8 protein-coding genes are annotated in these 14,059 nt (G+C 72.9%); 1 reads left to right on the top strand and 7 read right to left on the bottom strand.

Annotated elements, in window-relative coordinates:
• From ACFWH7_RS08285 to ACFWH7_RS08260, 6 genes are all read right to left on the bottom strand, one after another.
• On the bottom strand, window positions 1–4,667 hold a 4,667-nt coding region (locus tag ACFWH7_RS08285; RefSeq protein ID WP_378216028.1), incomplete at its 3' end, for a choice-of-anchor G family protein.
• A 327-nt stretch (window positions 4,668–4,994) separates the two neighbouring features.
• On the bottom strand, window positions 4,995–6,239 hold the full coding sequence (locus ACFWH7_RS08280; protein WP_378216027.1) for a beta-ketoacyl-[acyl-carrier-protein] synthase family protein: 1,245 nt from the start codon (window positions 6,237–6,239) through the stop codon (window positions 4,995–4,997).
• A gap of 99 nt (window positions 6,240–6,338) precedes the next feature.
• Window positions 6,339–6,587: an acyl carrier protein gene (locus tag ACFWH7_RS08275; RefSeq protein WP_021482065.1), complete on the bottom strand. Its 249-nt coding sequence runs from the start codon at window positions 6,585–6,587 to the stop codon at window positions 6,339–6,341.
• 164 nt (window positions 6,588–6,751) lie between these two features.
• Window positions 6,752–7,759 (bottom strand): beta-ketoacyl-ACP synthase III, encoded by a 1,008-nt coding sequence (locus tag ACFWH7_RS08270; protein WP_378216026.1) that lies wholly within the window; start codon window positions 7,757–7,759, stop codon window positions 6,752–6,754.
• Window positions 7,756–8,754 (bottom strand): ACP S-malonyltransferase, encoded by a 999-nt coding sequence (locus ACFWH7_RS08265; protein WP_378216025.1) that lies wholly within the window; start codon window positions 8,752–8,754, stop codon window positions 7,756–7,758. Before ACFWH7_RS08265 ends, ACFWH7_RS08270 begins: the two co-directional genes overlap by 4 nt.
• Window positions 8,755–8,885: 131 nt before the next feature.
• Complete coding sequence (locus ACFWH7_RS08260; protein WP_378216024.1) at window positions 8,886–10,085, bottom strand: PucR family transcriptional regulator; 1,200 nt, start codon at window positions 10,083–10,085, stop codon at window positions 8,886–8,888.
• A gap of 120 nt (window positions 10,086–10,205) precedes the next feature.
• Here ACFWH7_RS08260 and ACFWH7_RS08255 point away from each other — a divergent pair, with 120 nt between their 5' ends.
• Window positions 10,206–10,892, top strand: coding sequence for a hypothetical protein (locus ACFWH7_RS08255; protein ID WP_378216023.1), 687 nt, complete (start codon window positions 10,206–10,208; stop codon window positions 10,890–10,892).
• Window positions 10,893–10,995: 103 nt separating this feature from the next.
• On the opposite strand, the gene aceE is transcribed toward ACFWH7_RS08255, so the two are convergent.
• Window positions 10,996–13,758, bottom strand: coding sequence for a pyruvate dehydrogenase (acetyl-transferring), homodimeric type (aceE, locus tag ACFWH7_RS08250; protein WP_378216022.1), 2,763 nt, complete (start codon window positions 13,756–13,758; stop codon window positions 10,996–10,998).
• Between the last annotated feature and the right edge of the window lie 301 nt (window positions 13,759–14,059).

The following is a 14,059-nucleotide window of genomic DNA, read 5'->3' as shown; positions in this document are numbered from 1 at the left end:
CAGACCCACCCCCACCCGCACCCATGGTTCGGGGTCGCGTTGTGTTTAACCCGCCACCGCTCATAGCCCGCTCGGCGGGTGCGGTGCGTGCGAAGCCGGACGCCGGCGCCGGCGGTGACGAGCAGGAGCGCCGCGACCAGGAGCAGACCCAGGTCGTCCGTGCCGGTCCGGGCGAGGTAGCCCGAACCGTTGCTGCTGCCGTCGCTGCCGGACCCCGCGCTGCCCGAGCCGCTCCCGGAACCGCCCGAGCCGTCACCGTCACCCGTGGAGGTGAGGTAGACCTCGAACGACGCCACCGTGGAGTCTCCGACCAGGACGCTCGTCGCGGTACCGGTGTGCGGGCCGACCTCGAAGTCCGCCGGGACGACGAACGTCCAGCTGACCTGGCCGCTCGCGTCGGCGGTCGCCACCGGCAGGATCAGCGGCTCCGAGTTGATGACGGCCTGGACCGCCTCGCCCGGCTCGAAGCCGGACGCGACGAACGTCTGCTCGGCGCCGCGCAGCACGCGAGGCGTAACGAACGACGAGACCAGGGCACGGTCACCGGCGTCGACGATCGTGAGCGGTGCCTCCGCCTCGTTCCCGGTGTCGTCGGACGCGTGCACGGTGTAGTCGCCCGGCGCCGCGTCGTCAGGCACCGTGATCGGGGTGGTGAAGCTCCCCTCCTCGTCGGTCTCCACGTCGACCGTCGCGACGACGTCACCGTCCTCGTCGACCAGGTCGACCGTGACCGTCGTGCTCGGTGGCCACCCCTCGCCGGTCACGATGACCTCGTCGCCGGGGTTCGCCGTGGTCGGGTCGACCGTGACGGTCGGCTCGGACACCCCGACACCACCGACACCGAGCGGGGCCTCCGCCTCGGTCGAGGTGGTGTCGTCGATGCCGACGACGACGTAGTCACCGGGGGTGGTGCCCTCGGGGACGGTGATCGGGCTGGTGAAGGTGCCCTCGCCGTCGGTCGGGACGTCCTCGACGGTGGCGATCACGGTGCCGGAGCCGTCGCGGATCTCGACGGTGACGGTCGAGTCGGGGGTGTACCCGGTGCCGTCGACGGTGACCTCGTCGCCGGGGTTGGCCGTCGTCGGGTCGACGGTGATGGTCGGCTCGAGGGCGGCTGCCTCGACGGTGAGCGGGGTCTCCGCCTCGGTCGTCGTGGTGTCGTCGATGCCGACGACGACGTAGTCACCCGGTGCGGAGTCAGCGGGAACGGTGATGGGCGTGGTGAAGCCGCCCTCGCCGTCGGTCGGCACGTCCGTCAGGGTGGCGACGACGGTGCCCTCGCTGTCGCGGACCTCGACCGTGACGGTGGCGTCGGGGGTGTAGCCGGTGCCGGTGACGGTCGTCGGCGTGCCGGCCGGGACGGTGGTCGGGTCGACGGTCACCGCGGGGGTGATCGGTGCTGCCTCCACGGTGAGCGGGGTCTCGGCCTCGGTGGAGGTGGTGTCGTCGATGCCGACGACGACGTAGTCGCCCGGGGTGGTGCCCTCGGGGACGGTGATCGGGCTGGTGAAGGTGCCCTCGCCGTCGGTCGGGACGTCCTCGACGGTGGCGATCACGGTGCCGGAGCCGTCGCGGATCTCGACGGTGACGGTCGAGTCGGGGGTGTACCCGGTGCCGTCGACGGTGACCTCGTCGCCGGGGTTGGCCGTTGTCGGGTCGACCGTGATGGTCGGCTCGATGGCAGCTGCTTCCACGGTGAGCGGGGTCTCGGCCTCGGTCGTCGTGGTGTCGTCGATGCCGACGACGACGTAGTCACCCGCTGCCGAGTCAGCGGGAACGGTGATGGGCGTGGTGAACCCGCCCTCGCCGTCGGTCGGGACGTCGGTCAGGGTCGCGACGACGGTTCCGGTGGTGTCGCGGACCTCGACCGTGACCGTCGAGTCCGGCGTGTAGCCGGTGCCGGTGACGGTCGTCGGCGTGCCGGCCGGGACGGTGGTCGGGTCGACGGTCACCGCCGGCGTGATCGGTGCTGCCTCCACGGTGAGCGGCGTCTCCGCCTCGGTCGAGGTGGTGTCGTCGATCCCGACCACGACGTAGTCACCAGGGGCGGTGCCTTCGGGGACGGTGATCGGGGTGGTGAAGCTCCCGTCGCCGTCGGTCGGGACGTCCTCGACGGTGGCGATGACGGTGCCGCTCTCGTCGCGGATCTCGACGGTGACGGTCGAGTCGGGGGTGTATCCGGTCCCGTCGACGATGACCTCGTCGCCGGGGTTCGCGGTGGTCGGGTCGACGGTGATCGTCGGTTCGATCGCCGCTGCTTCCACCGTGAGGGGCGTCTCGGCCTCGGTCGAGGTCGTGTCGTCGATGCCGACGACGACGTAGTCACCCGGTGCGGTGTCGACGGGGACGGTGATCGGGGTGGTGAAGCCGCCGTCGCCGTCGGTCGGGACATCCGTCAGCGTCGCCACGACGGTGCCGGTCGTGTCCCGCACCTCGACCGTCGCGGTGGCGTCGGGCGTGTAGCCCGTGCCGGTGACGGTCGTCGGGGTTCCGGCCGGGACGGTGGTCGGGTCGATCGTCACCGCCGGTGTGATGGCTGCCGCCTCGACGGTGAGCGGGGTCTCGGCCTCGGTGGAGGTGGTGTCGTCGATCCCGACGACGGTGTAGTCGCCGGGGGTGGTTCCCTCAGGGACGGTGATCGGGGTGGTGAAGCCCCCGTCGCCGTCGGTCGGGACGTCCTCGACGGTGGCGACGACGGTGCCGCTGCCGTCCCGGATCTCCACGGTGACGGTCGAGTCGGGGGTGTACCCCGTGCCGTCGACGGTCACGTCGTCGCCGGGGTTGGCGGTCGTCGGGTCGACCGTCACGGACGGCGTGAGCGCGGCCGCTGTCACGGCGAGAGCGGTCTCGGCCTCGGTGGAGGTCGTGTCGTCGACGCCGACGACGACGTAGTCACCGGGCGCGGTGCCGACCGGGACGGTGACGGGCGTCGTGAAGCCGCCCTCACCGTCGGTGGCGACGTCCGTCAGCGTCGCGACGACCGTTCCGGTCGTGTCCCGGACCTCGACGGTCACGGTGGCGTCGGGGGTGTAGCCCGTGCCGGTGACGGTCGTCGCGGTGCCCGCCGGGACGGTCGACGGGTCGACGGTCACCGCCGGGGTGATCGCCGCGACCGTCGAACCACGGACGGTCGCGGAGGCGAGGTGGAGCTCCGCGAGGCCGGTGCCCGTGCCGACCTCGAGGATCGACAGCGTCAGCGCTCGCTGCGTGAACGTCGCGTCCGCGACGGACGGCTCGGGCTCCTGGACGTTGACGACGAGGCTCACGACCTCCGTGAGGATCTCGAACACCGGCGAGAGCGCGGTGAGCACGGGGCCGGTGACCTCCGACGTGATCGTCCCGGCGAGCGTGCTCACCAGCCCGGTCCCGTCGGCGAAGAGCACGGTGTTGAGCGGACCCGCCAAGGCGTTGACGAGGTCGCCCAGCGGAAGCGTGAGCGGCAGGCCGGAGAGGGCGATGGTGATGGTGGCGGCGGCGGGGTCGACCGTCCCGTCGACCACGTCGCCGACCGTCGTGTTCAGGTTGATGTCGAGACTCAGCAGGTCGGGCAGGCCCGGCAAGGGATTGTCGACCACCGCCTCGACCGACAGGGTCAGGCTCGCGGCGTGCAGGGCCGTGTCGACCGCTCCGACGAGCGCTGTCGTCAGGTCGTCGAGGGCCGCGCTGAGCCCGTCGAGGATCGCGTTGATCGCGGCGTCGTCGAGGACCTCGGTGTTGGGGTCGAACCCGTTCAGCGACCCGGTGCCGCCGAGGATCGTGTCGAGGTCGACCGTGACGGTGCCGTCGCCGACGTTGATCACGACGCCCTCGTCGCCGAAGTCCTGGTCGAGCACGGGCGCCAGAGCGCTGTCGAGGTCGACGTCGATCGCGACGGTCGGCTCCAGGTCGCCGCCCAGGACCTCCAGGACGCCGGCGAGCGCGCCGATCGAGTTCAGCGCCTGGGCGAGCAGCCCGTCGGTCCCGACGAGCTGGCCGACGGCGCCGTCCACGAGCGGGACGACCTCGTCGTCGACCGTCGTGGCGATGCCCGAGACGGCCGGGCTGTCGAGGGTGAGGGTCGCACCGGCGATCTGGTAGTCGCCGGTCGGAGCGGTGCCGCCTGTGGCCTCGGCCGTCGCGGAGAGCGCGCCGAGCGACAGGTCGAGGTCTGCGACGACCGACTCGAAGCCCGGACCGAGGAGCTGCGTGAGGTTGAGCTGCGCGTCCGAGGGGAACTCCTCGCTGCCGCCGACGGAGATCGCGCCCTGGTCGGAGACCGCGCCCGACGCGGCCCGCGCGGAGCCGTCGTCGTTCGCCTCGCCGTACTGGTTGACCGCTCCGAGCTGCAGGATCCCGTTCGGGCCCAGGAGCTGGAGGGTGCCCGTCAGGTCGATCCCGAGAGACTGGAAGACGGAGGCGGCCAGGGGATTCGTGACGACCGGGTTCGCCCCGGACGGGTTCTCGGCCACGGCCCCCTCGAGCGCCGCGATCGTCGCGAGGTCGAGCCCGGCGACGGTGCCGCTGAGGAACTGTCCGCTGGCTTCCGAGTCGTCTGTCGGGGCCGCCGTCGCGGCGATCCCTCCCGCGAAGGTCAGGGCGCCGACGACGCCCCCGACGGCCGCGAGCGCCGTCGCTCGCCTCCAGCGGGGTGGTGCCTGGGTGGAGAGGTGTCTCGCCGTTCGGGTCACGTGCCTTGTCCTTCCGCTCGCCTGCCTCGAGGTGTGATGTGGCAGACGCCACATCACGCCCACAGGGTCGGCGATGGGAGAGGGGCGCGCTCGACGGGTGACGGGGGACGCGGGGTGAAACCCGGCGTGCCGCAGCAGGCCGGGGGACTGCGTCCGGCTTTGGGGCGACTTGTCCGGACAAGACGGATGGGTGAAATCGCAACGATCTGGACGAGCGTCCATCTCAGGGGCCGAGACCTCGGCGTCCGGATCACCCGACCTCGGACACACGCGAGCCCCAGGGTGACCGCCGTTCGGCCGACGCCCCGGGGCTCTCGAAAAGGCTGGTCAGACGCTCGCGACCGCGAGCGCGACGTTGTGGCCGCCGAACCCGAACGAGTTGTTCACCGCGACGATGTCGCCCTCGGGCAGCGGCGCCGGCGTGTCACGCACGAGCGGGACCTGGAGCTCCGGGTCGGGGTTCGCGACGTTGATCGTCGGGGGAGCGAGACGCTCGGCCACGGCCTTGATGGTGAAGATCGACTCGAGCGCGCCCGCGCCGCCCAGGAGGTGGCCGGTCATGGACTTGGTGGCCGAGAGGAGCACGTGGTCCGTCTCGGAGCCCAGGAGCGAGCGGATCGAGCGGGTCTCGGTGAGGTCGCCCACCTTGGTCGAGGTCGCGTGCGCGTTGACGTGCACGACGTCGCGGCCGGTCACCCCGGCCTCCTCGATCGCGCGTCGCATCGCGGCGACCTGGCCGCGGCCCTCCGGGTCCGGGGAGGTGATGTGGTACGCGTCAGCGGAGAGGCCGACGCCCGCGAGCCGCGCGTAGACGCGCGCGCCACGTGCGGCGGCGTGCTCGGCGCTCTCCAGGACGACGATGCCGGAGCCCTCGCCGATGACGAAGCCGTCGCGGTCGACGTCGTAGGGGCGCGACGCGCCCTGCGGGTCGTCGTTGCGCAGCGAGAGCGTGCGCGAGGCGGCGAAGGCCGCGATGGGCATGGGGTGGATCGTCGCCTCGGTCCCGCCCGCGACGACGATGTCCGCGCGGCCCGCGCGGATCATGTCGACGCCGTAGCCGATTGCCTCGGCGCCGGACGCGCACGCCGAGACGAGCGCGTGGGCGCCCGCGCGGGCACCGAGCTCGAGCGACACGTACGCGGTCGGGGAGTTGGGCATGAGCATCGGCACGGTCATCGGGAGCATGCGGCGGGCGCCGCGCTCGCGCAGCGTGTCCCAGCCGTCGAGCGTGGTCCAGATGCCGCCGATGCCGGACGACACGACCGTGCCGAGCCGGTCGCCGTCGACCTCGGGGCTGCCCGCGTCGGCCCACGCCTCGCGTGCGGCGATGATGGCGTACTGCGTCGAGGGGTCCATGCGCTTGATCTCAGGTCGCGCGAGGACCTCGGCGGGGTCCACCTTGAGGGTCGCGGCGAACGTCACCGGGATCTCGTAGCGCTCCGCCCAGTCGTTCTCGAGCGTGCGGGCGCCGGACTCGCCGGCGAGCGCCGCGGCCCAGGTCGAGGGCACGTCCCCGCCGAGCGGCGTGGTGGCGCCGAGGCCGGTGACGACGACTTCAGTAGCGGCGGACATGGTGCTCCTCGGGTGGGGTGAGGCGGGGGCGGGAGGACGGGCGGGCCGGCGTGGGTGACGCCGACCCGCCCGCAGGCCTGCGGGGCAGGCGGGGCGTGCTCAGGCCTGGGCGCCCGTGATGAAGGACACGGCGTCGCCGACCGTCGTGAGGTTCTTGACCTCGTCGTCCGGGATGCGGACCCCGAACTTGTCCTCGGCGTGCGTGACGATCGTCATCATCGACAGCGAGTCGATGTCGAGGTCGTCGGTGAAGGACTTCTCGAGCGCGACGGCGTCGGTGGGCAGACCCGTCTCCTCGGCGACGATCTCCGCGAGGCCGGCGAGGACTTCCTGCTCGGTGTAAGCCATGGTTTCTCCTTGTCGTGGGGCCGGCGGCGACCGGTCCCGGTGGCGGTGCCCGGTGGGTGTGCCGGGCGGTACAGCGGTAGACGGTGCGTGCGACGGACGGGTCCGCCGACGGCGTGGTCCCTCCCGCGTGGGGAGGGCGGCCGTCCGTCCAGGGTGATTCTCCCCTACGGCAGGACGACCACCTGCGCCGCGTAGACCAGCCCGGCGCCGAACCCGATCTGGAGCGCGAGGTCGCCGGAGCGGACCTGGCCCTCGTCGAGCAGGCGACGCGTCGCGAGCGGGATCGAGGCGGCCGACGTGTTGCCGGTCTCGGCGATGTCGCGCGCGACCGCGACGGTGTCGGGGAGCTGGAGCTGCTTGATCATCTGGTCGATGATGCGCATGTTCGCCTGGTGCGGGACGAACGCGCCGATGTCGCCGGGGGCGACCCCGGCCTCCGCCATGGCCTTGGCCGCGACGGGCGCCATCTGGAACGCGGCCCACTTGAACACGCTCTGGCCGTCCTGGCGCAGCGTGGGCCAGCCGAGCGAGATGTCCTCGCGCAGGTCCGACCAGGCGTGCGTCTGGCGGATCGCCTGCGCCTTGCCGCCGTCGGAGCCCCACACCGTGGGGCCGATGCCCGGGGTGTCCGACGGGCCGACGATCGCGGCGCCCGCGCCGTCGCCCAGGAGGAACGAGATCGACCGGTCCGTCGGGTCGATGAAGTCGCTCATCTTCTCGGCGCCGACGACGAGCACGTGCGTGGCGATGCCGGCGCGCACGAGCGCGTCGGCCTGCGCGATCGCGTAGGCGTAGCCGGCGCACGCGGCGGACACGTCGAACGCGGCGGCGGGCGTGGCGCCCAGTCGCTCGGCGAGCACCGCGGCGGCCGCGGGCGTCTGGTGGAAGTACGTGACCGTGGAGACGATGACGGCGTCGACGTCGGAGCCCTGGAGCCCGGCGCGGTCGAGCGCGTCGCGCGCCGCCGCCTCGGACAGGTCGAGCACGTCGACGTCGGCCCCGGCGCGGCGGCGCGTGACGATCCCGGTGCGCTGGCGGATCCACTCGTCGGACGAGTCGATGGGACCGGCGATGTCGTCGTTCGTCACGACGTTCTCGCCCCGCACGCCGCCGATCGCGAGGATCCGCGAGTGCGCCGGGCCGGTGGCCTGGCGCAGCGTCACGCCGCTCACGCGTCGTCCCCCGGGGCAGCGGTCCCCGCCGCGCCGCCGACGACGGAGTGACGGGCGACGAGGTCGCGGGCCGCCTCGACGTCGTCGGGCGACTTCACGGCCACCGACTCCACGCCCTTGAGCGTGCGCCGCGCGAGGCCCGTGAGGACGCCGCCGGGTGCGAGCTCGAGGATCGCGGTGACGCCGAGCTCGGCGAGCGTCTCCTGGCACAGGTCCCAGCGCACGGGCGCGGCGATCTGCGCGGTGAGGCGCCGGACGACGTCGCGCGCCTTGCCGAACGTGCTGCCCTCGATGTCGATCGTCCCGTACGACTCGCCGTCGGCGTTGGAGAGGAACGGCAGGCGCGGGTCGGCGACGTCCCACGACGCGGCCACGGGCTCGAACGCCTCGAGCGCGGGCTGCATGAACGGCGTGTGGAACGCCCCGGCGACCTGGAGCGGGATGACGCGCGCCTTGGCGGGCGGGTTCTCGGCGAGGGCGGCGAGGTGGTCGAGCGCCCCCGCGGCGACGACCTGGCCGCCGCCGTTGACGTTGGCGGGCCACAGGTGCGCGGCCTCGATCGCGGCGAGGACCTCCTCCGGATCGCCCCCGACGACGGCGCTCATGCCCGTGGGCGTCGCGGCGGCGGCCGCGGCCATGGCCCGTGCCCGGTGCGCGACGAGCCCCACCGCGCCGACGTCGGTCAGCGCGCCCGCGACCGCGGCGGCGGCGAGCTCGCCGACCGAGTGGCCCGCGGTCACGTCGACGACGTCCGCGGTGTCGCGGCCGTCGAGGATCGTCCGCAGGGCGACGAGGGAGGACGCGACGATGAGCGGCTGGGCGACCGCGGTGTCACGGATCGTGTCGGCGTCGGACTCCGTCCCGTGCGACCGCAGGTCGAGGCTCGCGGCCTCGCCGAACGCGGCGACCTGGTCGGCGACGCCGGGCAGCTCGAGCCAGGGGGCGAGCATTCCGGGGGACTGGGAGCCCTGTCCAGGGCACAAGACGGCGAGCACCCGTCAACTGTGCCAACCCGGGGCTTCCAGGCCACGTCACGACCCGCACCAACCTTGTGGAGGGTGATTGTGCCGAACCTACAAGGGCGCGACGGTCCGGTGCGGCGGCCGCTCCCGGCGCCGGGTCGGGCTCAGCGCGTCGTGGAGAGCTGGCCGAGCGCGAGCGCGACCTGGAGGACGAACGACTCGCGCGCGTCGAGCGGGTCCCAGCCGGTGATCTCGGAGACCTTGCGCAGGCGGTAGCGCACGGTGTTCGGGTGCACGTAGAGCGACCGAGCCGCAGCCTCGAGCGACCGGCCCGTGCCGAGGTAGGCCGACAGCGTCTCGAGCACAGAGCCGGTCGCCTCGGCGAGCGGCCGGTAAGCCTGCGCGACGAGGGTGCGGCGCGCCGTCGTGTCGCCCGTGAGCACGCGCTCGGGCAGCAGGTCGTCGGCGAGGACCGGGCGCGGCGCCTGCGGCCACGCCGGCGCGGCTCGCAGGCCCGCGAGCGCGGCCTGCGCGGAGCGCGCCGCCTCCTCGAGCCCGGGCACGGTCGGGCCGATGACGACGGGGCCGGGGCCGAAGCGGGGCAGGAGCGAGGCGGCGGCCGCCTGGAGGTCGCCCTCCCCGCCGAGCACGAGGACGAGGCGGTCGCCGTGGATGCCCACGAGCGCGTCGCCCGCCGCGCGTCGCGTGGCGCGGCGCAGCTCGGCCGTGCGCACCTCGTCGAGCGTCGCGGCGATCGTCCCTGCCATGACCAGGGTCGGGCCGTGCCCGCCCCAGCCCAGGGCCGAGACGCGCGAGCGCAGCGAGTCGTCGCCGTCGCCGCGGATCAGGGCGTCGACGACGAGCGCCTCCAGGCGTGCGTCCCACGCACCGCGCACCTCCGCGGCGCGTGCATAGACCTCGGCCGCGGAGAACGCGACCTCGCGCGAGTAGCGCAGGACCGCCTCGCGCAGGTCGCGCTCGCCGCCCGGGGCCGCGAGCTGGTCGGAGTACGCCTCGACGACCTCGACGACGATGCGGACGAGCTGGAGCGTGTTCTGGAGCGAGATCGAGCGGGTCAGCTCCGGCGGGGCCGCCGCGAAGATGTCGCTCACGCCGTGCGGCGGGGCCAGCGGGTCCGCGTACCAGGTGACGAACGCGGTGATGCCGGACTGCGCCACGAGACCGACGTACGAGCGGTCCTCGGCCGGCAGCTCGCGGTACCACGGGATCTCGTCGTCGAGGCGACGCAGGGCGGCCGACATGAGCAGGCCGCTCCCGTCGCGCAGGCGCTGGAGGTTGTCCGCGTTGCCCGTCGGGCCGCTCGGGGCCGACGGGCTCGCCGGGGTCCTGGGGGTGGCCGTCACGCGCCGAGCATACGGGCCGCGCTTGTGGACAGTCCACAAAGGCGCGTGCGCTCGCGAGGCCGCGCGCACCACGGACCCGGCCGTTGGGTGAGCGTCCGGACGACCCGCTAGGGTCGAGACATGGCCCTCATGCCCCGACTCCGACAGCTCATGCGTCGGCCGACGTCCGCGTCGACCGTCGGCACGCGCCGCCCACGGTCCGGGGAGAAGCGCGGGGACACGGTCCACGAGGACGCCCTGCGGGCGATGCTCGTCGACGACCCCAACGACGAGCGGGCGTTCGGGGCGCTCGCCGAGCTGGTCCGTCGTCGTGCCGCCGAGGGGCCGGCCACGGACGACCCGCTCGCCGCGCCCGTCGACGAGACGGAGAAGCAGCGTGCCGCCGACCTGGCGGTCTGGGCGCTCGCGGAGGAGCTCGCCGGGCACCCCAAGGGGTGGTACCCCCTCGTCGAGCTCGGGCGCCTGTCCCTCGAGGACGACCAGGAGGCCGCGCTGCGCCGGTTCGCGACCGCCGCCGAGCGTGACCCGTCGGGTCGTGGGCTCGCGCAGTCGATGGAGGTGCTGCGCACGGCGGGCCTGCCCGTCGAGGCGCTGGGGCTGGGCGTCGGGCACTGGCGCGCGCGCGAGCACGTGCCCGAGGTCGGGCGCCAGCTCGTCCTCGCGGCGATCGAGGCCGACCGGCCGCTCGACGCGCGGCACCACCTCGCGTCCCTGGTCGAGTACGGCGACCCGGAGGGCGTCGCCGCTCTGCGCGCCGAGCTCGAGCGCGCGGTCGCGCAGGCCGACCAGCACCGCGCCGGGACCTGAGCCACGCGGCCCGGCCGCGGCGGCGTCGGGCACCCAGCACGTACGACGACGGCCGGTCACCCCGCGGGGCGACCGGCCGTCGTCGTGCTATCGGCGGCGACCGTCAGGACTCGCCGCCGGCGTTGCCGGACGTGCCGGCGGTGACGTCCATGAGGCGGTACTTCTCGATCGCCTGGGCGGACGTGTCGGCGGGGACCTTGCCCTGCTTGGCGAGCGCCTGGAGCGTGCGGACGACGACGGACGGGCCGTCGATCTTGAAGTGCCGGCGGGCCGCCGCGCGCGTGTCGGAGAACCCGAAGCCGTCGGCGCCGAGCACCTCGTAGTCGCCCGGGACCCACTTGCGGATCTGGTCGGGCACGAGGTGGTCGTAGTCGCTCGTCGCGACGAACGGGCCCTCGGCACCGGACAGCTTCTCGGTCACGTACGCGACGCGCGGGGCGGAGGCCGGGTCGAGGAACGCGGCCTGGTCGGCGGCGAGGCCGTCGCGGCGCAGCTCGTTCCAGCTCGTCACGCTCCACACGTCGGCCGCCACGCCCCAGTCGTCGTGGAGGAGCTGCTGCGCCTCCAGCGCCCACGGGACGCCCACGCCCGAGGCGAGGATCTGGGCGCGCGGCCCGTCGCCCTCGCCGACGGAGATGCGGTGGATGCCCTTGAGGATGCCCTCGACGTCCACGTCCTCCGGCTCGGCCGGCTGGACCATCGGCTCGTTGTACACCGTGAGGTAGTACATGACGTTCTGGTCGCGCCCGTCCGCGCCGACCCCGTGCTCGCCGGGGCCGAACATGCGCTCGATGCCGTCGCGCACGATGTGGCGGATCTCGTACCCGTAGGCCGGGTCGTACTGGACCATGGCCGTGTTCGTGCCCGCGATGAGCGGGGAGTGGCCGTCGGCGTGCTGGAGGCCCTCGCCGGTCAGGGTCGTGCGGCCCGCGGTTGCGCCGATGATGAAGCCGCGCGTGAGCTGGTCGCCCGCCGCCCAGAACTGGTCACCGGTGCGCTGGAAGCCGAACATCGAGTAGAAGATGTAGAACGGCACCATGATCTCGCCCTGCGTGGCGTAGGACGTGCCGACCGACTGGAACGCGGCCGCGGAACCGGCCTCGTTGATGCCGGTGTGCATGATCTGACCGGCCTCGGACTCCTTGTAGCTCAGCATGAGCTCGCGGTCCACGGCGAGGTAGTGCTGGCCCTGGGTGTTGAAGATCTTCGCCGACGGGAAGATCGAGTCCAGGCCGAACGTGCGCGCCTCGTCCGGGATGATCGGGACGATGCGCTTGCCGAACTCCTTGTCCTTGATGAGGTCCTTGAGGAGCCGGACGAACGCCATCGTGGTGGCGATCTCCTGCTGGCCCGAGCCCTTCTTGAGGATCTCGTAGGACTTGTCGCCCGGCAGCGTGATCGGCTTGGGCGACGAGCGACGCTCGGGGACGAACCCGCCCAGCTGCTGACGACGGTTCAGGAGGTACTGGATCTCCGGCGCGTCGGCACCCGGGTGGTAGTACGGGGGCTCGTACGGGTTGGCGTCGAGCTCCTCGTCCGTGATCGGGATGCGCAGCGAGTCGCGCAGCGCCTTGAGGTCGGCCAGGCCGACCTTCTTCATCTGGTGCGTCGCGTTGCGGCCGGCGAACGTCGGGCCGAGCGCGTAGCCCTTGACCGTGTGCGCGAGGATCACGGTCGGCTGGCCCGTGTGGGCGCGCGCCGCCGCGTAGGCCGCGTAGATCTTGCGGTAGTCGTGACCGCCACGCTTGAGGTTCCAGATGTCGTCGTCCGTCATGTTCTCGACGAGCTGCTTGGTCCGCGGGTCGCGGCCGAAGAAGTGCTCGCGGATGAACGCGCCGGACTCCGCACGGTACGTCTGGTAGTCGCCGTCGGGCGTGACGTTCATGAGGTTGACCAGGGCGCGGTCCTTGTCCGCGTTGAGCAGGACGTCCCACTCGCGGCCCCAGATGACCTTGATGACGTTCCAGCCCGCGCCGCGGAACTGCGCCTCGAGCTCCTGGATGATCTTGCCGTTGCCGCGCACCGGGCCGTCGAGGCGCTGGAGGTTGCAGTTCACGACGAACGTCAGGTTGTCGAGCTGCTGCTGCGCCGCGAGCTGGAGCATGCCGCGCGACTCGGGCTCGTCCATCTCGCCGTCACCGAGGAACGCCCACACGTCCTGCTGCTCCGTGTCACGGATGCCGCGGTTGTGCAGGTACTTGTCCGTCCACGCCTGGTAGATCGCGCTCGCCGGGCCGAGACCCATGGAGACCGTGGGGTACTCCCAGAAGTCGGGCATGAGGCGCGGGTGCGGGTACGACGGCAGGCCGCCGCCCGGGTGCGACTTCTCCTGGCGGAACCCGTCGAGCTGGTCCGCCGAGAGGCGGCCCTCGAGGAACGCGCGCGCGTAGACGCCGGGGGAGGCGTGGCCCTGGAAGTAGACCTGGTCGCCGCCGCCGGGGTGGTCCTTGCCACGGAAGAAGTGGTTGAGGCCCACCTCGTACAGCGTCGCCACCGACGCGTAGGAGGAGATGTGGCCGCCGACGCCGATGCCGGGGCGCTGCGCGCGCGTCACCATGACGGCGGCGTTCCAGCGGATCCACGAGCGGTAGCGGCGCTCGAGCGCCTCGTCGCCGGGGAAGTAGGGCTCCTCGTGCACACCGATCGTGTTCACGTAGGGCGTGGTGAAGGAGGTCGGGACGGCGACGTTGCGCTCCCGGGCCCTCTTGAGCAGGTTCAGCAGGACGTAGCGGGCGCGAGGGCCCCCGCGGTCGTCGATCAGGCCGTCGAGGGCCTCGACCCACTCGCCGGTCTCGGCGGGGTCGAAGTCCGGAACCTGGCTGAGCAGACCGTTGATCAGCGGTCCGGTCTCGTCGTACGAAGCCACCAGCAACCTCATATCTCGTCGGATGCCGGGCGCACGGCCGCGCGGTACACGGCCGACACCCGTCTTGGGGCCACTCCGGGCACGCGGCCGCGGCCGCTGGTGGCGACCGCGCCTCTTCACGAGACCAGGGTGGTCTACCCATTGTGTTCACAACGCGCGCGTAAGTCACACCATCGAGTGGTCAAGAAGGCGTGATTTCGGCGACACGGACCGGTGGGGAGGCATCCCGGCGTCGTGCGGGTGCGGTGTCCGACGGCGGGCCGGGCACCACGTGCCGGACCGGGTGTCCGTGGCGGGCACC

Source organism: Cellulosimicrobium cellulans, assembly GCF_042723955.1.
GTDB lineage: Bacteria > Actinomycetota > Actinomycetes > Actinomycetales > Cellulomonadaceae > Cellulosimicrobium > Cellulosimicrobium cellulans_H.
This window is presented reverse-complemented; position numbering and strand designations above follow the sequence as displayed.